This window comes from Streptomyces sp. NPDC001108 (assembly GCF_053598535.1).
This window is the reverse complement of record NZ_JBSFKL010000006.1, coordinates 353,140-374,782: the sequence shown is the minus strand read 5'-3', so window position 1 is coordinate 374,782 and position 21,643 is coordinate 353,140. Positions and strand designations below refer to the sequence as shown.

Genomic DNA, 21,643 nt, shown 5'->3' with positions numbered 1-21,643 from the left:
AAGTACCGTCCTGGCACGGCGATTTCACCTCGCGGTGCCAGGGGGCGCGGCGCCGGTTCGTCCCCGGGAAGGACGCCGCCACGGGAATGGCCGATCAGGATGGCCGGGACGTATTTCGGGCACGAAGGAAAGGACTTCCCTTTGCGTATCCTCCGGACAGCCTCGACCGCGGTCGCCGCCGCCCTGTTGGTGACCACCGCCGCGCCCGTGGCCCTCGCGGATGCCGGGCCCCGGGCTGCGGCCGTGTCCCCGGCACCGTCCCCGTCCGGGGCGGGCCTGGACCCGGCGGCGCTGGGCGGTTCCCTGGACGCCGTCCACGCGGCGGGCATGTACGGCGTCTACTCCAGCGTCCGTGACGGCGCCCGGAGCTGGGAGGGGGCCTCGGGCGTGGCCGACGTGGACACGGGCCGCCCGGTGGAGCCGGGGATGCGGCACCGGGTGGGCAGCATCAGCAAGACCTTCACCTCGGTCGCCGTGCTCCAGCAGGTCGAACGCGGCCGCATCCGGCTGGACGCCCCCATCGGCGACTACCTGCCCGGCCTGATACCCGGGCAGCGCGGCCGCCTGATCACCGTGCGGATGCTGCTGAACCACACCAGCGGCATCGGCGACTACGTCGTCGGCGCCTTCCCGTCCCTGGCCCAGGGCTCGCCGGCCAGCCTCGACGAGGGACGATTCCGCTCCATCGCTCCGGAGGAGCTGGTCCGTCTGGGGCTCGCGGCCCCGGCCACCGGAGCACCCGGGGCGCAGCCCGGCCACTACTCCAACACCAACTACGTCGTCGCCGGGCTGCTGCTCGCCAAGGTCACCGGCCGGAGCGCGGAGTCGTACATCACCCGGAACGTCATCGAGCGCGCCGGGCTGCGTCACACCTCCTACCCGCAGGGCCCCGCCGTCCGGGGTCCGCACTCCCGGATGTACGAGAGCTTCTACGGGCTGATCGACCCGCCCCGCGACTACAGCGTCTACGACATGTCCTGGGCCTCCACGGCGGGTGCGGTCGTCTCCACCACCGACGATCTGAACCGCTTCTACCGCGCCCTGCTGACCGGCCGTCTGATCGGTCCGGCGGCGCTCGGGGAGATGCAGCGCACGGTGTCGGTGGACGGCATCGACTACGGCCTGGGCCTGTACGCCGTCGACATTCCCGGCTGCGGGCGTTTCTGGGGCCACGACGGGGCGGTGTTCGGCGCCGGCACGCTCGCGCTGTCCAGTGCGGACGGCAGCCGCCAGGTGGCCACGGGCTGGAACCTGATGAAGTACCAGCGGATCAACGAGGACGGCACCGGCTTCGAGCCGAGCCCGATCGACGACGCTCTCAACGGCTACGTCGTCGGCGCCCTGTGCCCGGCGGGTGCCGGGTCCGCGGCGCTGTCGCCGGCGTCCGCCCCCTCGGTGCTGACCGGTACCGACCTCTCCGCGGAGCCCTGGGCGGCGGTCCTTCGCTGATCCGCCCGCCCCGGCGGGAGCCGGCGCGGGCGCACCGGGCCGTGCCGCGCCCGTGCGGCTCAGCCGGTGTCCCGCCGTCCGGTGCGGGCCGCGGGGCCGGTGCGGCGGGGGTCCGCCGTCCCGGCCCGGGTCCGGATCCGGGCGGCGGCCGTGGCGGCGACGGGCTGGCCGAGCACGATCCCGGCCAGGACGAGGAGCAGTCCGCCCAGCTGCTGCGGGGTGAGGGTCTCCGAGGCGACGGCGGTGCCGAGCAGCACGCCGGTGACCGGGTTCAGCAGCCCGACCAGGCCGACCGCGGCCGCCGGCAGCCGGCGCAGCCCGGCGAACCAGGCGACGAAGGCGATGGCGGTCGCGACGACGGAGACGTAGGCGAATCCGAGGACCGCGCCCGTGTCGAGGGAGGGGGGCGCTCCTTCGACGGCGAGGGCGAGCGGGAGCACGACCAGTCCCCCGGCGACCAGCTGCCACGCCGTCGAGGCGATGACGTCCGTCCCGGTGTTCCACCGCTTCGCGAGCACGTAGCCGAGGGAGGACAGCACCATCGCCGTGGCCGAGGCGAGGACGCCGAGCGCGTCCGGGCGCGCGGTGCCGGTGAGCAGCATCAGGCCCACGCCCGCCAGGCCGATGGTGCCGCCCAGCAGGGGTAGGGGCCGGGGCCGTTCGGCGACCACCGCCCAGGCGGACACCATCAGGACCAGGGGCGAGGCCGCCATGACGGTGGAGGCGATGCTCGTCGGCAGCAGCTGGGCCGCGAGGTAGACCAGGGTGAAGAAGGACCCCATGTTGAGGGTGCCGAGCACCAGCGACTTCCACCACCACGACCCGTGGGGCATCCGCCGGCGCAGGGCCAGCAGCAGGATTCCCGCGGGCAGGGACCGGAGCACCGCGCCGTGGAGCGGGTGGCCGGCGGGTAGGTATTCGTGGGTGACGAAGTAGTTCGTTCCCCAGGCGATCGGGGCGATCGCCGTCACCAGGGTCCATCGCACAGTAGCTTCCACGGAAGAAATATAACTTCCCTGGAAGCTATTCTGGTGCGGTGAACGACTACGAGGACCACGTCGCCCGTATCCAGGCCGAGTGGGCGCGGGAGCGCCCGGACGTGGACGTGGGTCCCCAGGGGGTGATCGGCCGGCTCCACCGCCTCGCCGCCCTGCTGACCGAGCAGTTGTGCCTGGTCTACCGGCGGCACGGACTGAACGAGGGCGAGTTCGACGTGCTGGCGGCGCTCCGGCGGGCCGGGGAGCCCTTCGAGCGCGCCCCGGGCGAGCTGGCCGCGTTCACCATGGTGACCACGGGGGCGATGACCAAACGCCTCGACCGGCTCGAACGCGACGGGCTGGTCACCCGTCGCCGGTCGGCCGAGGACGGCCGGGGGCGGGTGGTCGCGCTCACCGGTGCGGGACGGGAGCTGTTCGACCGGGCCTTCACCGACCACATGCGCAACGAGCGCCGGATGCTCGACGAGCTCGCCCCCGACGAGGCCGCGCACCTCGAAGCGCTGCTCACCGCCTGGCTGGCACGGGTCGAACCGCCGCGGTGACCTGGTCCGCCCCCCTTTCCCCTCCCCCCGGGACGCGGCCGCGTCCCGGGGGGTGCCGGCGTCCGGTATCGGCATCCGGCCGATGGCGATAACCCATGGATAAGGGCGCCGCCTACCTTCGGACGGCATGCAGGAGGCTCAGACCTGAAAGGGGTTTGCCGCATGGACTTCCGGATTCTCGGGCCGGTGGAGGCCCGGCGTGACGGAGACCGGATCGCGCTGTCCGGCTCCAAGGTGCACACGGTCCTCGCCGCGATGCTCCTCGCGCACGGGCGGGTCGTCTCGGACTCCAGACTCGGCGCGCTGCTGTGGGGGTGGGACCCGCCCGTCACGGCCAGCGCGCAGATCTACACGTACATGTCGCGGCTGCGCAAGCTGCTCGGCGACGGGGTCGAGATCGTACGGCGGCAGCCGGGCTACGTGCTGCGGGCGCCCGGTGCCCGGATCGACGTCGTCGAGTTCGAACGGCTCGACCGGCTGGGCCGGGAGGCGCTGCGGGAGCGGCGGCACGCCGACGCCCAGCGGCTGCTGGCCGGGGCGCTGGGGTGGTGGCGCGGTCCGGCGCTGTCGAACGTGACCGAGTTCCTTCTGGAGGCGGAGCTGCCGCAGCTGGAGGAGGCGCGGATGCTGACGCTGGAGAACCGCATCGAGGCGGATCTCGCGCTGGGCATGCACGAGCAGGTGACGGCCGAGCTGACGGGCCTGGTCGCCGAGCATCCGGTGCGCGAGCGGCTGCGCGCCCAGCTGATGACCGCGCTGTACCGGTGCGGGCGGCAGGCCGACGCCCTCCAGACGTACTACGAGGGGCGCAAGGTGCTCGTCGACCAGCTGGGGGTGGATCCGGGCGAGGTGCTCGGGGCGACGTACCAGGCCGTGCTGGGCGGGGAGCTGGGGTTGCGAGGTGCAGGGGCAGCGCGGGGGCGGTCCGATGCACCCGCCATGCTTCCGGCCGCGGAGGGCGCGCTGGTCGGCCGGTCCGCGGAGCTGTCCCTGCTGACGTCGCGGCTGGCGGCCGGGACGGACCGGCCCCGGCGCCTGCTGGTGACCGGGATGGCGGGGGTGGGCAAGACCGCGCTCGCCGTACGGGCCGCCGAGAAGAGCGCGGACCGGTTCCCCGACGGTCAGCTCTTCGCCGAGCTGTGCCACCGCGACGGCACGCCCAAGGACGTCGGCGAGGTGCTGGTGCGGTTGCTGCGGGCCCTGGGCGAGCCGGGTCTCGACGGCGGCTCCCCGCCCGGCCTCGACCGCGACGAGCTGGTCCGGCTCTACCGGGCGCGGACCTCCGGCAAACGGCTTCTGGTCGTCCTCGACGACGCGGTCGGCGACCTCCAGGTGGCACCGCTGCTGCCCGTGGGCCCGCAGGCCGCGGTGCTGATCACCAGCCGGGCCCGGCTGGCCCGGGTGGCCGGGGCGGACACCGTGGCCCTCGCGCCCCTGGACGACGACGCGTCCCTGGCGATGCTGGCCGAGGCGGCCGGTGCGGAGCGGCTGGACAGCGACCCGGACTCCGCCGACGACCTGGTCGCCTACTGCGGGGGGCTGCCGTTGGCGCTGGCCGTGGTGGGCGCCCGGCTCGCGGCGCGGCCGTCGTGGCCGGCCCGCCGGTTCGCCGACCGGCTCGCCGATCCGGCCGAGCGGCTCGCCGAGCTGTCCTTCGGCGATCTGGACGTGCGGGAGGCGCTGCTGCCGTCGGTGCGGCGCATGTCCGCCAGGGGGCCGGCCGCGCTGCGGGCACTGTCCGGCGCGGGTACGGAGCCGTTCTCGGCCCGGGACGCCGCCGAACGCCTCGCGTTGTCGGAGGACGAGGCCGAGCGGGTCCTGGAGTCGCTGGTGGACACCGCGCTGCTCGACCTCTCCGGCCTCGACGCCGAGGGGCTGCCGCTGTACCGGTGCCATGAGCTGGTGCTCCTGTACGCGGCGTCGCTGGACCCGGCGCAGGCCGGACCGGTCGTCCCGGCCCGGCGCCGGCCCGCCGCGCACGACAGCGCCACCGCGGTCGGATGACCGCGGTGGCCGGTGGGTCCGCGCCGTCCGCGGTGTCACCACGTGCCGCGGGTCCAGGAGTACGTCGGGATCTCGGGGACGAGCGCCGGGGCGATGGTCTCGCGGACCACGGTCCACGCGTCGGCGACGACGCGTTCGCGGGGCGGCCGGGCGGCGGGGCCGAAGGCGGCCGCGGTGACCGCCCACATGGCGGCGACCGCGGCGACGGCCCGCACCTCGGCGGAGGGCTTGGCCGGCACGGCGCGCCCCCGGCCGACGTCGATGCGGAAGCCGAGCTCGGCGGCCTGGGCGGCCCGCACCTCGTGGGCGACCGGGCCGTCGGGTCGGCCGAACACGGCCGGGGACAGCGGGTGTTCGTAGACGGCACGCACCCAGGAGGAGACCCGGACGCGTTCGCGCTCCTCCCAGCCGCCGCGCGCGGCGGGACCGGGGTCCGCCTGCTCGACGGCGGCGGCGAGCTCGGCGAAGTACCGGACCAGCCCGGTCTCGTCGGGCTGACCGGGGCGGTCGGCGCGCGGGCCGCGGGTACGGGCGGCCGGAACGGCCGGGGGCAGCGGGGCGGTCTCCGGGGGATGCGTCGTCATGACGGGCGGCTTCCTTCGGTGTCGGGCCGGCCGGTTTCGTCCGGCGGGCCGGGTACGGAGTGGATGTGGACGGGGCCGGAGGGGTCCGTGCCGGGCGGGCGGGCGAGGGCGGCGACCACCCGGTCGTCGAGCCGCAGGTCCTGCACCGACCAGACGGTGGTCCGGCCCGAGTGCGTGTGCAGGACGCGGACCGGCCCCTGCCGGGCCGGCCAGGTCTCCAGCCGGTTCAGCTCGGTGCCCACCAGCCCCAGCCCGACCGCCTTCACGACGGCCTCCTTGCGCGTCCAGACGCGGTGGAATCCCGCGTCGCGCACCGGTCCGGGCGGCAACGACCCCAGGTGGGCGCGTTCGTTGTCGGTCAGCACCGAGTCGTACAGCGAGGCCCGGCGCATGGGCCGCACCGCCTCGACGTCGACCCCGAGGGCGTGGCCCTCGCCGACCGCGAAGACCCCGCACCCCGCGGTGCGGGACATGCTGACCGCCCACGGCACCTCGGGGCGCTCGATCACCGGCGGGCCGTGACCGAGGTCCCCGCAGCCGGGGCACCGGCGCCGGCCCAGCTCGATGGAGTGCGGTGCCACGAGCAGCAGTTCGGACAGCGCGCGGCGCGCCCCGGCCCTCGTGTGCACGAAGGCGGCCGCGTCCCGCTCGGCCAGCAGGGTGAGCGCGCGGTGGAATTCGTCGGTGCCCAGCAGCGCCAGGTCGTCGGGGACGACCCGGTGCGGCGGCCGCCACCACCAGACGTGGACCGCACCGGCGAGATCCGGCGTCCCGGGCGCGGCCCGGGACGGCTGCCGGGTCCCGGTGTTCTTCGGTGTTCCGGGTACGAACGCCATGGACTGCCCCCATTCCTCTTCCTTTTCGAGGCCCGGTCGGGCTCCCGTGATTCCCGTGGCCTCCGTCTCCTCCGCCCGGACGGGCGGACAGAAATGCCACGGTGCGATCGTCCGCCCGGCGGCTACGGGCCGCCTATATGTGCCCGGGCGGTGATCCGTCCCCGAATTCCCCGTAGGGCCGCGATAGCACCTCCTCGGAAACTGGGCCGGTAAAGTCCGAGCGATCCGAGGATGTCCCCATGTCCGAGACCCATACGCTTTCCCTGCCGCTTTCCGCGGTGGCGGCCGGCACCGTCGTGGAGCTTTCGCAGGCCGAGCGGAACGCGCTCGTCGCCGTCGCCGAACAGCTGACCCCGAAGGGCTCCGCGAACGGCAGGATCGATGATCCGCACTGGCTGGACGCGGCGCGCGAGGCCTCCGTACGGCTTCCGCACCGGCTGCTGTCGGCGCTGCGCGCGTTCCGTCACGACGCGGGCCCCGACGGGGTCCTGCTGCTGCGCAACCTGCCGGTGGTGGCAAAGGTCCCGCTGCTTCCGACGCCGGCCGTGAAGGGGTCGGTGGAGCGTCTTCCCACGGTCGCCGCCTCCGTCGTCACCACCGCGATGCTGCATCTCGGGGAGGTCATAGCATTCCGTAACGAGAAGACGGGTGCGCTCGTGCAGAATGTCGTTCCCGTTCCGGGGAGCGAGTCCTCGCAGAGCAATGCGGGTTCCGTTCTTCTCGAACTCCACACCGAGAACGCATTCCACGACAACCGCCCGGATTTCGTGGGTCTGCTGTGTGTGCGGGAGGACCCGACGGGCGACGCGAAGCTGTGCACGTCCTCGATCCGCCGCGCGCTTCCGCTGCTTTCGGAGCGGGCGCGGACGGTGCTGTCCGAGCCGCGGTTCCTGACCGAGCCGCCGCCGTCCTTCGGCGCCCTGGACAGCGTGACGCCCGCCCACGCGGTGCTCAACGGCGCCCCGGAGGACCCCAATGTGCTGGTGGACTTCTCCGCCACCCATCCGCTGGACGACGAGGCCCGCCGGGCCATGGCCGAGCTGCGGGACGCGTTCATGGCGACGATGTCGGCGCTGTCGCTGCGCGTCGGCGACCTGGCCGTCGTCGACAACCGTCTCGCGGTGCACGGCCGTACCTCGTTCACCCCGGCCTACAACGGTGCGGACCGCTGGCTGCACCGGGTGTACGCGCACCTGGACCACCGGCGCAGCCGGGTGGACCGGGCGGGCAACGGCGCGGTCCTCGGCTGAGCGGGCCGCGCACCCGACGTCCGGGTCCGCCGGACAGGCCGAGGGGCCGGCCCCCGCGAGAAGGGGGGGGCCGGCCCCTCGGCCGTTCCCGTGCGGCCAGCGGTGCGGCGGCAACGGGGAAGGGGGTACGGGAGCGGACTCCCGTACCCCCTTCTGGGGTGGTGGTGCGGTGCGGGGCTACTGGCGGGCGCTGATGACGTCCGCCGGGCGGCCGCCGAGCGCGAACCGGCCGGGGACCAGCGTCGCCAGGGCGGTGAGCACCGCGGCGAAGCCGAGGACCCCGAGGAACATCGGCAGGTCGATGGAGGGCTGGGCGGCGCCCGTCATCCCGACGCTGAAGGCGGTGAGCACCGCGAGGGCGATGGCCGTGCCGAGTACCGCGGCGACCAGCACGATCAGCGCGGTCTCGATCCTCAGCATCGACATCACCTGGCGGCGGGTCGTGCCGACGAGCCGCAGCAGGGCGAACTCGCGGGTGCGGTCCGAGACGGACATGGCCAGGGTGTTCACCACGGCGATCGCGGTGAACGCGATGATCAGGCCCATGGCGAGGTAGTTGACCTCGGCGTTGGACTGCTGGACCTCGGCCTGTACGTCGTCGACCTGGGTGCGGTCGAGGAGGCCGATGCCCGGGTAGTTCTTGAGGGCGCCGGCCAGCTGCTCGCGGCCCGCCTTGCCGTCGCCGGCGGTCTTGACCAGGACGGAGGAGGCGAGCGGGTTGTCGACGTGCCGGGCGATCAGGTCGTGCGACATGGTCAGGTCGCCGAAGCCCAGGCCCCGTTCGTAGACGGCGGCGACCTTCAGCCGGACCACGGTGGCGTCGCCGAGCGTCACCTGGAGCGTGTCGCCGGGCTTCTTGCCGAGGTGGTCGGCGGAGACGTCGCTCATCGCGATGCTGCCGTCCCCGAAGCCCTTGAGGCTGCCGCGGGAGACGTCCGGGTCCCAGGTGGTGGTGAGGCCCTGTGCGGAGATGCCCTGTGCCGGGTACTTGTCGAGGCCGACGCGGACCTGGGTGCGGACGATCTCGGTGACCTGGGTGACGCCCGGTACGGCGCGCAGGGCGTTCGTCGCCCCGGCGGGGACGCCGGGGCCGTTCGAGGCGACCACCCAGTCGGCCTTGTTGCCCGCCTTGGCCTGGGCCGAGGCGGCGTCGCCCATGGTGGTCTGGACGAACAGGACGGTGCAGGCCATGCCGATGAGCAGGACCAGCGGGGTGACGGCGGCGGCCATCCGCTTGGCGTTGGCGCGGGCGTTGGCGGTCGCGAGGTGGCCGCCGACGCGGGAGAACTTCAGCGGGACCCCGAGGATCGCGACGGCGATGCGGGCGATGACCGGGCCCAGCAGGGAGACCGCGACGGCGAGGACCACGACGGACAGGAACGTGACGGGCTGCGAGGCCGGTTCGGTGCGCAGGAAGCCCAGCAGGACGACCACGCCGATGCCGAGGGCCAGGACGAGGACGCCGCCGCCGAGGCGGCCCCAGGCGAAGTGGCGCTGTTCCATGGCGGCCTCGGACAGGGCCTCCGCCGGGCGGATGCGGGCGGTGCGGCGGGCGGAGATGCGGGCCGCGACCCATGCCCCGAGCAGGGCCGCGCCGATCGCGGCGGTGAACGGCACGAAGCTGAAGGTGAGTTCGAGGGTGTCGGGGATGGCCTTGAAGTCGATGAACTTGCCGTGCAGCCAGTACGCGATGGGCAGGCCCGCGGCCGAGCCGAGGGCGCCCGCGAGGCCGCCGATGATCAGGGCCTCGCGGCCGATCAGCTGGCGGACCTGTTTGGGGGTGGCGGCGATGGCGCGCAGCAGGGCGAGTTCGCGGTAGCGCTGCTGGATGGAGAGGGCGAAGGTGCCGACGACGACGAGGATCGCGACGAGCAGGGAGGTGCCGCCCATGGCGCCGCCCATGGAGACGAGTTTGACCCGGGCCTTGCCGGCGTCGAGGAACTCGACGGGGCCGCGCTCGCCGCCGGTGGCGACGGCGTACTTGCGGCCGTCGTCGGCGAGGGCCTTGCCGGCCTGGTCGGCGAGTTGGCTCGCGGAGACGCCGGGCTTGGGCAGCAGGCCGACGACGGCGACCTGGCCGGCCCGTCCGGAGAGGGTGCGGGCGGTCTCGTCGGAGAAGAACAGCGAGGTCTGCTGGTGCAGGTCGCCGTCCTTCGCCGCGGCGATGCCGCTGACCTTGTACGTGGTCGGGGCGCCGGTGGACTGGACGACGAGGCTGCTGCCGGTCTTGAGTCCGGTGCGGCCGGCGAGTTCCCGGTCGAGGACGACCTCGTCGGTGGTCACGGGTGCCTTGCCGTCGATCAGTTCGAACGGGGTCAGGGCGGCGGAGGACCAGGCGTGCCCGTAGGAGGGCTTGCCGTCGACGCCGGGCACGATGCGGCCCTGGGGGCCGACCGCGTACGCCGGGAAGTTCGTCTCGGGCACGGCCTTGCGGACACCGGGTAAGGCGGCGAGGGTCGCGGTGGTGCCCTCGGGCAGCCAGACCCGCTCGGCCAGTGGCTTCGCCTTGTGCTTCTCCTTGACCTTGCCCTTCTTCTTCTTGACGGTCGTCTGGTGGACGTTCTGGTCGGCGCCGACGATGACCGGTGCGGCGGCGTAGCGCTCGGTGGCGATGGTGCCGCGCAGGCCGGTCTCCAGGAGGATGCCGCAGGCGGTGACGAGGGCGGCGGCGCAGAACAGGGCGAGGAAGGCTCCGATGAAGCCGCCCTTCCTCGCCCTGAGCGTCTGCAGTGCGTAGCGCAGCATCAGGCCCACGCTCCCAGGTGTGTCATGCGCTCGGCGACGCGGTCGGCGGTGGGGGCGTCCATCTTTCCGGCGATCCTGCCGTCGGCGAGGAAGAGGACGGTGTCGGCGTACGAGGCGGCGACCGGGTCGTGGGTGACCATGACGACGGTCTGGCCGGTCTCGTTCACGCAGTCGCGCAGGAGGGAGAGGATCTCCTTGGCGGTCACGGTGTCCAGGGCGCCGGTCGGTTCGTCGCCGAAGATGACGTCGGGCCGGGTGATGAGGGCGCGGGCGATGGCGACGCGCTGCTGCTGGCCGCCGGAGAGTTCGGCGGGCCGGTGGGAGGCCCGGCCGGCCAGGCCGACGCGGGCGAGGATCTCCTCCAGCCAGTTGCGGTCGAGGCTCTCGCCGGCGAGGCGCAGGGGCAGTTCGACGTTCTCGCGGACCGACAGGGACGGGATGAGGTTGAACGCCTGGAAGACGAAGCCGATGCGCCGGCGGCGCAGCTTCGTCAGCTGGGTCTCGTTCATGTCGTTGAGCTGGGTGTCGCCGATGTAGGACTGGCCGGTGGTGGGTTTGTCGAGGCCGGCCGCGCAGTGCAGGAACGTCGATTTGCCGGAGCCGGAGGGGCCCATCACCGCGGTGAAGGAGCCTCTCTCGATCCCCACGGAGACCCCGTCCAGGGCACGTACGCCGCGGTCGTTCCTGCCGTACACCTTGGTCACGTCGGCCAGGCGAAGGGCGTACCCCCGGTTGACCGTGTTGTAGCCGTTGTCGAGTGAGGGGCGGCTCGTCTCGGTCACCATGTTGCGACCTGTCCTCTCGGTAGTGCGGTTCCGGGGTTCGTGGGATGGATTTCGAGCGTATAGGGCGTCGCGTCGAGCATGGTCCGTACTTCTATATTCGATCCACTTCGTTTCTTTTCGGGGCAGTTGACCAGGGATTCGGCCGGGTGGCGGGGTGGGGTGCGGGCATGGGTCCGCGCCGCGGGAAGGGGTTCCCGCGGCGCGGGGTTCCCGGTGTCATGCCGGGGTGTGGATGCGGACCGGGCCAGGGGGTCCGGTCCTGGGGCGTGCCACGGCGGCCGCCCAGGGGCCGCCGGTGTCGACGTCGGTGACCTGCCAGTGGGTTTCCTCACCGCGGTAGCGGTGCACCACGTGGACGGGGCCGTCCTGGGCCGGGGCGACGTCCAGTGTGTTGAGCGGCATGCCCAGCAGGCCGAGGCCGACGGCCTTGACCACGGCCTCCTTGCGGGTCCAGGCCCGGTGGAAGGCGGCGTCCCTGGCCGGGCCCGGGGGCAGGCCGAGGATGTGGGCGCTCTCCGGGGCGGTGAGGACCACTTCGGCCAGGCCCGCGGGTTCGACCGGGCGCAGGGCCTCCACGTCGACCCCCACCCAGGTGCCCGCCCGTACCGCGAGGGCTCCGGCTCCCGCGGTGCGGGAGAGGCTGACGGCGAGCGGGACCGGTGGTCGGGTGACGGCCGGCGGGCCGTGTTCCGGGTCGCCGCAGCCGGGGCAGATCCGCCGGCCGAAGGCGACGTCCTGCGGTTGTACGCCGAGCAGCCCGGCGACGGCCCGTCGGGCGGCGGCCCTGGTCGCGGTGAACGCGGCGGCGTCCGCCTCCGCGTGGAAGCGTTGGGCTCGGCCCCGTTCCACCTCGTCCAGGACGGCGTAGTCCGCCGGGTCGGTCCGTGCGCCGAGCGGCCACCACCACACGTGGGTCTCTCCCGATTCCCGCATCCGGGCGACCGCTTCGAGCGCCGGGCGGGGTATGCGCACCTCGCTGATCGCGGTGTTCCGCCGAGGTGTCATCTGGCCTCCTCTCGATCCTTGTCGGTACGGCCGGTCTCAGGCCAGGTTGTTGAGGCGCAGGAGCAGGTCCTTGACCTCGGTGGCGTGGTAGCGGTCCCGTTCTTGCCGGGGGTCGGAGCACAGCAGGAGTGGTCCGTCCCGGTGGTCCTGGGGCAGCCGTCCGTGGCTGCCCCTGACGTGGGCCGGGTCGAGCGGTACCACGGTGAGTGGTGCGCGCATTCCGGCCTTCTTGCGCAGCAGGGTGAGTGCTGCCTTCGCCTTCACCGCCTTGTCGGCGGGGTCGAAGAAGAGTTCGGCCGGGTCGTAGCCCGGTTTGCGGTGGATCTCGACGCCGCGGGCGAAGTCGGGGGCGCGGGTGTCGTCGAGCCAGTAGTAGTAGGTGAACCAGGCGTCGGGTTCGGTGACGGCGACGAGCTCGCCCGCGTTGGGGTGGTCGATGCCGTACGCGGCCTGTTCGGTGCGGTCCCAGATCTCGTCGATGCCGTCGGTGTGTTTGAGGACGTCGCGGACGCGTGGGATGTCGGCGGGGTCGGCGACGTACACGTGGGCGGCCTGGTGGTCGGCGACGGCGAAGGCGCGGGAGGTGCAGGGGTCCAGGTACTCCATGCCGCGTTGGGTGTAGACGGAGAGGAGTCCTTCGCGGCGCAGGGCGCGGTTGATGTCGACGGGGCGGGAGACGGGGCCGATGCCGTATTCGCTGAGGGCGACGACGGTGGTGCCGCGGTCGCGGAGGTCGCCGAGGAGCGGGGCGAGTGCGGCGTCGGCCTCGCGGGCGGCGCGTACGGCCTGGGGGCTGTCGGGTCCGTAGCGCTGGAGGTCGTAGTCGAGGTGGGGGACGTAGATGAACGAGAGGTCGGGGCGGCGGGTGTCGGCGACGTGGCGGGCGGCGTCGGCGATCCATCGGGTGGAGGCGAGGGAGGCGGTCGGTCCCCAGTAGTTGAAGAGGGGGAACTCGCCCTGGCGGGTGGTGAGTTCGTCGCGCAGTGCGGCGGGTCTGGTGTAGCAGTCGGGGGATTTGCGGCCGTCGTAGTGGTAGACGGGTCGGGGTGTCAGTACGGTGTCGACGTCGGCGCCCATGGCCCACCACCAGCACAGGTAGGCGGTGGTGTGGTCCGGGTTCCGGTTGCGGGCGGCCTGCCAGACCTTCTCGCCGGCGACGAGGGCGTTGTGCTGGCGCCACATCATGACCTCGCCGTGGTCGCGGTGGTACCAGCCGTTGGCGACGGCGCCGTGGTCGCGGGGCAGCAGGCCGGTGGTGAGGGTGGCCTGGACGGTGGCGGTGACCGCGGGGAAGACGGTGTCGAGGCGGGCGGTGAATCCTTCCTGGCCGATGGCCGCGACGTGCGGCATCTCGCCGAGGAGGCGGGGGGTGAGGCCCACGGTGCACAGGACCGCGACCTGGTGGGTGTTCATGGTGTGTCTCCCCCGTGCTCGGTGAGGCCGAGGCGGATCAGTTCGCCGTGTGTCCATTCCAGTTCGGCGGCGATCCCGGCGGCGATGCCGGCGGCGCCGGTGGGCCGGAGTCCGGCCGGCAGGACGTCCCAGGTGTAGGTCTCGACCTCGATGTGGTCGGTGAGGGCGCGTTCTCCGCCGAGTGTCGCGCGCAGGGTCTCCTGGAGGGAGTCGCTGGTGGTGCGCAGTGGCGGCTCGGGCTGGTCGTGGAGGGGGACGTGGTAGTGGATGCGCCAGGGGGCGTCGGCGGGCAGGGCGCCGGCGAGGGCGGGTGCGAGGTCGTCGGAGCCGTGCAGGGTGTTGCCGGGCCCCTGTTCGCGGACCTGGTGCAGGAAGCGGGGTTCGGCGAAGGGGCGCAGTGCGGCGCGGGTCTCGGTGGCGGCGGGTGTGTCGGCGACGAGGGCGGAGGAGGCCTGGAGCTTGACGATGGGGACGCCTTCGGCGACGAGGGCGGCGACGGCGCTCTTGGGGTCCTCGTGCTGGACGGCGAGGTGGCAGGCGTCCAGGCACAGGCCGATCCAGTCGTGGTCGGCGCCGGCGATGGCCTGGGCGGCCTGGGCGGTGGTCTCGGCGACGCAGCCGGGTTCGGGCTCCAGGCCGACGCGGATGGTGCGGCCGGTCTCGGCCTCGATCCGCTTGAGTCCGGCGGCCAGGTCGTCGAGGTGCCGGGCGGCGGCGGAGCGCTGCACGCCGGTCCAGGGGGTGCGCCAGGCCAGGGGCAGGGTGGATATGGAGCCGTGGGCGGCGTCCTCGGGGAGCAGTGCGGCGAGCACCTTGGCGAGGTTGAGGGTGTAGGTGAGGCGGGCGGGCTCGGACCAGTCGGGGAAGTAGACGCCGCGTTTGACGACGGGGCTGTGGAAGCCCCGGTAGGGGAAGCCGTTGAGGGTGACGGTCTCCAGGCCCCGGGTGGTCAGGGCACGGCGGAGTGCGGCGGTGGCGTCGGGGTGGTCGGCGAGGTGGTGGGCCACGTCGGCGGGGAGCCAGAGGCCGAGGCCGACGAGGTCGGTGCCGAGGTGCTGGCGTACCTGTTGGGCGTGGTCGGTGAGCTGGGCCGTGATTCCGTCGAGGGTCTCCGCCGGGTGCACGTTGGTGCAGTAGGCGAGGTGGATGGTGGTGGAGTCCGAGTGGTGCAGACGCATGATGTATCGACCTCAACTGCCGCCGCGGGCAATCGAGTTTCCGGCGTACAGCCCCGCGGCCTGCACATCGTTGTAACCGTCCAGGTCAAGCCTGCCCGACTGCCCGTAGAACGTGATCGGATTGCGCCACATGACGCGGTCGACATCATCCTCGTCGAATCCGGCTTCGAGCATGGCCCGTGCGGTGGTCCTGGTGAGCAGGGGGTCGCTGTGGCCCCAGTCCGCCGCCGAGTTCACGAGCATGTGTTCCGTTCCGTACTTTTTGAGGATGTCGACCATCCGCTGCGGGGTCATCTTGGTGTCCGGGTATATGGAGAACCCCATCCAGCAGCCGGTTCCCATCACTTCGGTGACGGTGACCTCGTTGAGGTGGTCGAGGACGACGTGTCCGGGCGGGATGCCGGATTCCTGGATGACGGCCAGTGAGCGGGCGGTGCCGCCGGCCTTGTCGCGGTGCGGGGTGTGGACCAGTGCGGGCAGCCCGAACTCGACGGCGAGGGCGAGCTGGGCGGCGAAGGCGTGTTCCTCGGCGTCGGTCATGGTGTCGTAGCCGATCTCCCCGACCGCTACGACGGAGTCCTTGGCGAGGTAGCGCGGCAGCAGGTCGAGCACGGGGGTGCAGCGCGGGTCGTTGGCCTCCTTGGGGTTCAGTCCGATGGTGCAGTGGTGGCGGATGCCGAACTGGGCGGCGCGGTAGGGCTCCCAGCCGATCAGGGCGTCGAAGTAGTCGGTGAAGCTGGCCGGGTGGGTGCGTGGCTGGCCGAGCCAGAAGGCCGGTTCCACCAGGGCGCGGACGCCTGCGTCGTACATGGCCCGGTAGTCGTCGGTGGTCCGGGACGTCATGTGGATGTGCGGGTCGAATATGCGCATGGCCGATCTCCGTCGGGGTGTGTGGCCCGGTCCCCCGGGGGGCCGGGGGCGGTGCTCAGCTGGGGTGGGTGGCGATCAGCCACAGGTCGGCGGGGACGGTGCGGCCCGCCGCCCGGCGTTCGGCCGCGAAGCCGGCGGCCATGCGGGCGAGTTCGGCGTCCCGGCGTTCGTGCAGTCCGGCCACCTTGGCCAGCGGGATCCCGGTGAAGAGGCATTTGAGGACGGCCTGGCGCCAGCGGTACTGGTCGAGGTGGGCGTGTGCGTAGGGGCCGAGGGCCGCGGCGATGAGCCGGTTGTCGTTGGTGCGCAGCGCGTCGTCGGTGAGGTGGAGGGCGTGTGGTCCCAGGGGCAGGAAGGGCAGGGCGCACAGGACGCCGCGCCGTTCCGCCGCGTCGCCGGTGCGGTAGCGGTCGGTGAGCTCGTGGGCCAGTCGCGGTCCTTCGAGGGCGAGCCGGGTGAGGAGCCGGGTGCGTACGCCGTCCTCGATGCTCCAGCCGGCCCAGCCGGAGAGCCGGCCGCGGCCGTAGACGCGGCCGGCGGCGGGGAAGCGGGTGTCGAGGGCGGCCGGTCCCTGTTCGGTGACGGCGTCGAGGTCCCGGGCGAGGCGGGCGCGGTGGTCGTGGCCGAGGGCGGAGCCGAGTCCTTCGGCGAGGGCGCGCAGGGTGAGGGGGTGGTGCACGGTGGCCGGGGCCACCGTGGTCGTCGGTGCTGTCATACCGGTTCGGCCTCCTTCGGCAGGGCTGCGGTACGCAGGAATTCGATGCTGTGGCGGGCGGTCGCGGTGGCCGCGTGGCTGTGGCGGGGCAGTTCCACGGAGACCAGTCCCCGGTAGCCGGCGGTGGCGAGGGCGCGCAGGACGGGCGGGAAGTCGATCTCGCCCTCGCCGAACGGCAGGTGTTCGTGGACGCCGCGGCGCATGTCCTCGATCTGTACGTGGGCCAGGCGGTCGGATGCCAGTTCGATGCAGTGGGTGACGGTGTGGGGTTCCAGGCACCGGCAGTGGCCGATGTCCAGGGTGAGGCGGAGGCGGTCGGGGCGGCCGAGGTCGTGGTGGAGTCTGCGGTAGCCGGCGAGGTCGGCGACGAGCATGCCGGGCTCGGGTTCGAAGGCGAGGTCGATCCCGGCGGCGTCGGCGTGCGCGAGGGTCTCGGCGCAGCCGTCGACGAGCCGCTGCCAGGCCTGTTCGGGGGTGGTGCCGGGGTCCGGGGTGCCGCTCCAGAGGTGGACGGCCCCGGCGCCGAGTTCGGCGCCGATGCCGAGGGCGCGGCGCAGCAGTCCCAGGCGCAGTTCGCGGCCCTCGGGTTCGGCGGAGAGGAGGGTGGGGCGGTGTTTGCGCCAGGGGTCGAGGAGGTAGCGGGCGCCGGTCTCGACGACGACGGCGAGGTTGGTGGTCTCCAGGGCGCGGCGGGTCTCGGTGATGCGCCGGGGCAGGTCGTGGGCGTAGGGGTCGAGGTGCTGGTGGTCCAGGGTGAGGGAGACGCCCTGGTAGCCGAGGTCGGCCAGGACGCGCAGCGCGTCGGGCAGGCGGTGGTCGGCGAAGCCGTTGGTGCCGTATGCGAAGCGCAGGTCGGTGGGGGCCGGGTGGCTCATGTCGGGGACACCTTCCGGGCGAGGCGGCCCGCCAGGGGCAGGGCGGCGACGAGCGGGAGGGCGAGCAGGGGTGCTCCGGCGCGGGCCACCAGGGCGGCCTGGAGGGGCAGCAGGGCGTGGATGCCCGCGCCGACGGCGGCGCGGACGCGTGGGGCGCGGGGGTCGCGGGCGACGGAGGTCTGGGCGCGGGTGCAGGTGCCCGCGTAGGTGGCGAGGGCGGTCGCGGTGACCAGGGTGGTGGCGGTGGGGGGTGTCTCGGCGGCGAGCAGTGCGGCGGCGGAGGAGGCGGCGGGGGCGCCGAGGTGGGCGCCGGCGGCCGCCGCCGAGGAGAGTCTGGCAGTGGCGGTGGTCAGGAGGTGGGCGGTGCCGGCCGCGGTGATCGCGGTGGTCGTCGCCAGGGACAGTTCCGGCTCGCCGGGGGGTGCGCCCTCGACCTCGTGGCGGCTGAGGCGGGTCACCGCGAAGGTGTGGGCGGCGACGGCGCCGGCGGCCGGGAGTGCGGCGGCCGCGTGTCCGGGGCGGGTGCCGTGCAGGACGTCCAGGGCGCGGGCGGCGGCCATGGCGGCGGGGCCGAGCGGGGTCGCCTTGAGGCCGAGGTCGTAGGCCCAGACGGCGGCGGCCAGGGGCAGGGTGCGGCGCAGCAGGGTGCGGCGGCCGCCGGCGAGGGCGCCGAGGGCGAGGCCCGCGCCGGTGAGGGCGGTGGCGGTGGCGAGGGCGGCGCGCGGGGTGAGGCGGCCGGAGGGGATGGGGCGTTCGGGGCGTTCGGTGGCGTCCTGGGTGCGGTCCGCCCAGTCGTTGAGGGCCATGCCGGCCCAGTACAGGGCGACGGAGGACGCGGCGAGGCCGGTGGTGCGGGCGGGGCCGGGGCGGCCGGCGGCGAGTGCTCCGGCGAGGACGTCGCCGGGGACGGTGATCGCGGCGGGGGCCCGGACCAGTTCCGCGTAGGTGCGCCAGGTGGTCATCGCGGGCTGCCCGTCGTGACCGGGACGGGGGCGTTGGCCCAGGCGGTCAGGGTCTCGTACTGGAGGGTGAGGTTGTGTTCGCGGGAGCCGGCCGGGTCCTTGAAGAAGAAGCCGAGCGCGGTCAGTGCCCCGCGCTCGCCGCGGCGGCGGCCGTGGGCGGCCAGTCGGACGAGGTCCAGGACGAGGGGGGCGGCGAGGGCGGAGTCGCAGCCCTGCCAGGTGAACTGCATGGACATCCGCACGCCGAGGAAGCCCTCGAAGGAGATGTGGTCCCAGGCGGTCTTCCACTCCCCCATCTCGGGGACGTTGTCGATGTGGACCTGGCCCTGGACGGGGTGGCCGACGGTCTCCTCCAGGCTGCGCTGCTTGGACTCGGTCTTGCTGCGGGCGGCCTCGGGGTCCTGGAGGGTGGCGCCGTCGCCGCCGCCGAGGAGGTTGGTGCCGGACCAGGAGCGCAGGCGCAGGGCGCGCTGGGTGAACATCGGGGCGAGTGCGCTCTTGACGAGGGTCTCGCCGGTCTTGCCGTCGCGCCCGGCGTGCGGGACCCCGCAGGCGCGGGCGAGCTGCTCCAGGGCGGGCAGCGAAGCACCGGCGGACGGGGTGAAGTTGACGTAGGCGCAGCCGGCGCGGAAGGCGGCGTAGGCGTACAGGGAGCTGGGCGGCAGCAGGTCGGTGGCGGTGGTCAGGACCTCGTCGAGTTCGGTGAGGTCGAGGAAGGCGGGGTCGGGGTCGGGCAGGGGTTCGGTGGAGGAGACGTTGACGACGACGACCTGTTCCAGGGCGTGGCGTTCGCGGAAGGAGACGATGTCGGCCGTGAAGCGTGCGGCGGCCCGGGCCTGGGGTTCGCCGGGCCGCTGGGAGCCGTCGCGGATCTCGCGGTCCGCGGCTTCCAGGGCGTGGCGTACGTCGTCCGGGAGGGTGGCGGGCAGGACGCCCGCCCGGGCGAGTTGCCCGGCCCTCGCCGTGAGGGGGACGGACACGAGGTCGTGTCCGCCGAACACGAGGTCGGCGAGGGCCGGGAGTGATGCGTCGCGGAACGGGGGGAGGTCCGTGACGCATCCGTCACTGGAGGCGCTGCCCGCGGCGATCGCGGCGGCGCCGGCGGTCGCGGCCGTGGCGACCGAGCCTCGTGCGCCGATCATCCAGACGCCGATGCGGGGGGACGTTCCGGTCGTGGCTGGCATGGTGGGCTGTGCCTCCTGTGTCGTGCGGGGTGGGGTGCGCGGTCCGGGGGGTGCGGCGGCCTCCTGGGGCCCGTCCTGGGGGTGCCGCCCGCCGTGCGGTGCCGGCGCGCGGGGGGGTGCGTCGCCGGGGTCGTCCCCGTGCACCGCACGGCAGGCGGCAGGTCCGGGGCAGGGCCTAGAAGGTGCCCATGTCGGCCGGGTAGGGGTAGGTGTCGAAGGCCCGGTCGAGCTGGTCGGGGGTGCGGTGCAGCCACTTGCGGGTGAGGCCGTCGACGGTCCGCCGGGGCAGGTGCTTGTTGTCGTTCGCGTCGATGGCCGGCTGGGCGAGGGACTGGAGCTCCCAGGCGAGGCCCGCGAGCCGGTTGATGTGGGTCCACCACGTGACGTCGATGTCCAGCAGGCGGAAGCCGGCCAGGAAGGGCTGCCAGCGGTGGTAGGCGTGGGTGAAGTCCGGCGGGGTGAAGTTCATCATGTGGACCTTCTCGCCGGGCGCGCGGCGCGGGTCGAACAGGACGCCCTGGCCGAAGTCCTGAAAGGCGCGGACCAGGCCGCGCGGGTCGTCCCCGTAGAACTCGCGGTAGACGTCGCGCTGGAGGTCGGAGAGCAGGACGAAGGCGTCGCGGTTGGGGCGGACGAGCTCCAGGAAGCTGCGCGGGTAGCGGCCGCCGGAGCGGGTCTCGGCCCAGGCCGTGTCAACCTTGGTGAAGCCGCCGAGCGGCTTGACTATGGCGGCGACGGCCTCGGACGCCTCGGGCGTCGGGTTGAAGTAGAAGCGCTCGTCGTACTCGTACCAGAACTCGTTGGCGCGGCGGTCGCCGACCATGCCCGGTACGTCGGGGAACTCGCTGCGGGGCCGGCCGTGCGCGGCCGCCGGCGGGGCGCCGGCCACCGTCACCGCGGCCGCCGCCCCGGCGATGCCGACGGCGGTCCTGAGGACGCCCCGGCGGTCCATGGTGTTCTGCGGCATCGGTGGTTCTCCTTCGTCAGTGGGCGCGTTGCGGAGGACTTCGGTGATGCAACGACTCTCACAGGGCGCGCTATGTGCGTCCTATACCGGACCGGCGGGGTGTATTGCCTGGTCACGTGGGGGTTCGGCGGGTGCCGAAGCCGCCGTGATGTCTGGACGATAGGGCCACGGATTACGTTCTTCCGGAAAGCGGATGTACGTATCACTACATCGTTTTCCGGCCAAGTAAGCGGCCAGTACCGGTCACTGCCCCCACCAGTGAAGGAGTCACTGTGGTCACGCTCACCACCACCCGGGTCCGGGACAAGGACACGGAGGACAACGGGGGTCTCCCCCGATTACACGGCCCCCTCGCCTGGTGCGCGGGGGCGATGGCACTGCTCGCGGCGACGGCCGCCGGCGGCCTGTTCCTCGACGGACGCACCGTGCTGGGTGAGGGGGTGTGGCTCAAACCCCTGAAGTTCGCGGTCTCCTTCGGCCTGTACACGATCACCCTGGCGTGGATGATCGGCCGGACGGAACGCTGGCGGCGCACCCTGGGCCGGCTCGGCACCGCCACCGTGGTGCTGTTCGTCGTTCCGGAGATGTCGATCATCGCGTTCCAGGCGGCACGGGGCGAACGCAGCCACTTCAATGTGTCGTCCGTCCTTGACGAGGTGCTGGTCAAGGCGATGGGTGGCGCGGCCTATGTCGGCTGGACCATGACGCTGCTGCTCGGGGTCTTCCTCCTGTGGCAGCGCACGGTGGACCGGCCGCTGGCCTGGGCCGTGCCGATCGGGGTGTCCGTCTCCCTGGCGGGCATGTCGATCGGGTATCTGATGACCAGTCCGACGGCGGCGCAGCAGCGGGCCGTGGACGCCGGGGAGCATCCGGGCACGGTCGGCGCGCACGGCGTCGGGGTGCTGGACGGCGGTTCCGGTCTGCCGCTGACCCACTGGGCGACCGGTGGCGGGGACCTGCGGGTCGCGCACTTCGTCGGTCTGCACGCGCTGCAGCTGCTGCCGCTCGTCGCCCTGGGCCTGGGGATGCTCGCGGGACGGGTGCGGCTGCTGCGGGGCGAGGGGACGCGCACGGCCCTGGTCGCCGTCGTCGGCGCCGGCCATGCCGGGGTCACCGCGCTGCTGCTCTGGCAGGCGGAGCGGGGACAGCCGCTGCTCCGGCCCGACCGGCTCACGCTCACCGTCGCCGCGTGGCTCGTCGGCGCGGTCGTGGTGGCCGTCGCCGTGGTGCTCGCCGCGGCGGCGCGCGGGCGGGGTGAACCGTCCGGGAGATGACACCTCC

Annotated in this window: 19 protein-coding genes; 5 read left to right on the top strand and 14 right to left on the bottom strand. The window is 73.4% G+C overall.

The features are described from left to right. Window positions 1–141 precede the first annotated feature (141 nt). Window positions 142–1,449 (top strand): serine hydrolase domain-containing protein, encoded by a 1,308-nt coding sequence (locus ACWC97_RS17030; RefSeq protein WP_450650040.1) that lies wholly within the window; start codon window positions 142–144, stop codon window positions 1,447–1,449. Window positions 1,450–1,508: 59 nt separating this feature from the next. On the opposite strand, the gene ACWC97_RS17025 is transcribed toward ACWC97_RS17030, so the two are convergent. Beyond that, the gene (locus ACWC97_RS17025; protein WP_450650038.1) at window positions 1,509–2,447 is read right to left on the bottom strand and encodes a DMT family transporter; all 939 of its coding nucleotides are present in this window, start codon (window positions 2,445–2,447) and stop codon (window positions 1,509–1,511) included. Window positions 2,448–2,485: 38 nt separating this feature from the next. Here ACWC97_RS17025 and ACWC97_RS17020 point away from each other — a divergent pair, with 38 nt between their 5' ends. Beyond that, window positions 2,486–2,989, top strand: a complete 504-nt coding sequence (locus tag ACWC97_RS17020; protein ID WP_352280169.1) for a MarR family winged helix-turn-helix transcriptional regulator — start codon at window positions 2,486–2,488, stop codon at window positions 2,987–2,989. A 162-nt stretch (window positions 2,990–3,151) separates the two neighbouring features. Next, window positions 3,152–4,993 (top strand): BTAD domain-containing putative transcriptional regulator, encoded by a 1,842-nt coding sequence (locus tag ACWC97_RS17015; RefSeq protein WP_450650036.1) that lies wholly within the window; start codon window positions 3,152–3,154, stop codon window positions 4,991–4,993. Window positions 4,994–5,028: 35 nt separating this feature from the next. Here ACWC97_RS17015 and ACWC97_RS17010 read toward each other — a convergent pair whose 3' ends face one another. Then, complete coding sequence (locus ACWC97_RS17010; protein WP_450650034.1) at window positions 5,029–5,577, bottom strand: hypothetical protein; 549 nt, start codon at window positions 5,575–5,577, stop codon at window positions 5,029–5,031. After that, window positions 5,574–6,413, bottom strand: coding sequence for a 4'-phosphopantetheinyl transferase family protein (locus ACWC97_RS17005; RefSeq protein ID WP_450650032.1), 840 nt, complete (start codon window positions 6,411–6,413; stop codon window positions 5,574–5,576). Before ACWC97_RS17005 ends, ACWC97_RS17010 begins: the two co-directional genes overlap by 4 nt. A 239-nt stretch (window positions 6,414–6,652) precedes the next feature. On the opposite strand from ACWC97_RS17005, the gene ACWC97_RS17000 reads away from it, so the two are divergent. Beyond that, window positions 6,653–7,663 carry a TauD/TfdA family dioxygenase gene (locus ACWC97_RS17000; RefSeq protein ID WP_352280165.1) on the top strand — a complete coding sequence of 337 codons (1,011 nt, stop codon included), beginning with the start codon at window positions 6,653–6,655 and terminating at the stop codon, window positions 7,661–7,663. Window positions 7,664–7,840: 177 nt separating this feature from the next. Here ACWC97_RS17000 and ACWC97_RS16995 read toward each other — a convergent pair whose 3' ends face one another. The 11 genes from ACWC97_RS16995 to ACWC97_RS16945 form a co-directional block, all read right to left on the bottom strand. Further along, on the bottom strand, window positions 7,841–10,408 hold the full coding sequence (locus ACWC97_RS16995; RefSeq protein ID WP_385213090.1) for an FtsX-like permease family protein: 2,568 nt from the start codon (window positions 10,406–10,408) through the stop codon (window positions 7,841–7,843). After that, on the bottom strand, window positions 10,408–11,193 hold the full coding sequence (locus ACWC97_RS16990; RefSeq protein WP_352280163.1) for an ABC transporter ATP-binding protein: 786 nt from the start codon (window positions 11,191–11,193) through the stop codon (window positions 10,408–10,410). Before ACWC97_RS16990 ends, ACWC97_RS16995 begins: the two co-directional genes overlap by 1 nt. Window positions 11,194–11,409: 216 nt before the next feature. Then, window positions 11,410–12,198 carry a 4'-phosphopantetheinyl transferase family protein gene (locus tag ACWC97_RS16985; RefSeq protein ID WP_352280162.1) on the bottom strand — a complete coding sequence of 263 codons (789 nt, stop codon included), beginning with the start codon at window positions 12,196–12,198 and terminating at the stop codon, window positions 11,410–11,412. 36 nt (window positions 12,199–12,234) lie between these two features. Next, window positions 12,235–13,611, bottom strand: a complete 1,377-nt coding sequence (locus tag ACWC97_RS16980) for an alkaline phosphatase family protein (protein ID WP_450650029.1) — start codon at window positions 13,609–13,611, stop codon at window positions 12,235–12,237. Beyond that, complete coding sequence (eboE, locus tag ACWC97_RS16975) at window positions 13,608–14,789, bottom strand: metabolite traffic protein EboE (protein ID WP_392280079.1); 1,182 nt, start codon at window positions 14,787–14,789, stop codon at window positions 13,608–13,610. The genes ACWC97_RS16980 and eboE overlap by 4 nt, the downstream gene beginning before the upstream one ends. A 12-nt stretch (window positions 14,790–14,801) precedes the next feature. Next, a complete protein-coding gene (locus ACWC97_RS16970) occupies window positions 14,802–15,659 on the bottom strand; it encodes a TatD family hydrolase (RefSeq protein WP_385213102.1) in 858 nt (285 codons plus the stop codon). 55 nt (window positions 15,660–15,714) lie between these two features. After that, a complete protein-coding gene (locus ACWC97_RS16965) occupies window positions 15,715–16,374 on the bottom strand; it encodes an EboA domain-containing protein (RefSeq protein ID WP_352280158.1) in 660 nt (219 codons plus the stop codon). Then, entirely contained in the window at window positions 16,371–17,249 is an 879-nt protein-coding gene (locus tag ACWC97_RS16960) for a sugar phosphate isomerase/epimerase family protein (protein WP_352280157.1), read from the bottom strand. Before ACWC97_RS16960 ends, ACWC97_RS16965 begins: the two co-directional genes overlap by 4 nt. Next, complete coding sequence (locus ACWC97_RS16955; RefSeq protein WP_450650025.1) at window positions 17,246–18,211, bottom strand: SCO3242 family prenyltransferase; 966 nt, start codon at window positions 18,209–18,211, stop codon at window positions 17,246–17,248. The genes ACWC97_RS16960 and ACWC97_RS16955 overlap by 4 nt, the downstream gene beginning before the upstream one ends. Next, window positions 18,208–19,395 carry an inositol-3-phosphate synthase gene (locus ACWC97_RS16950; protein ID WP_450650023.1) on the bottom strand — a complete coding sequence of 396 codons (1,188 nt, stop codon included), beginning with the start codon at window positions 19,393–19,395 and terminating at the stop codon, window positions 18,208–18,210. Before ACWC97_RS16950 ends, ACWC97_RS16955 begins: the two co-directional genes overlap by 4 nt. 175 nt (window positions 19,396–19,570) lie before the next feature. Next, window positions 19,571–20,362, bottom strand: a complete 792-nt coding sequence (locus ACWC97_RS16945; RefSeq protein ID WP_450650021.1) for a Tat pathway signal sequence domain protein — start codon at window positions 20,360–20,362, stop codon at window positions 19,571–19,573. Between the two features lie 371 nt (window positions 20,363–20,733). Between ACWC97_RS16945 and ACWC97_RS16940 the strand changes: the two genes are divergently transcribed. Next, a complete protein-coding gene (locus ACWC97_RS16940; protein ID WP_352280153.1) occupies window positions 20,734–21,636 on the top strand; it encodes a hypothetical protein in 903 nt (300 codons plus the stop codon). Window positions 21,637–21,643 lie beyond the last annotated feature (7 nt).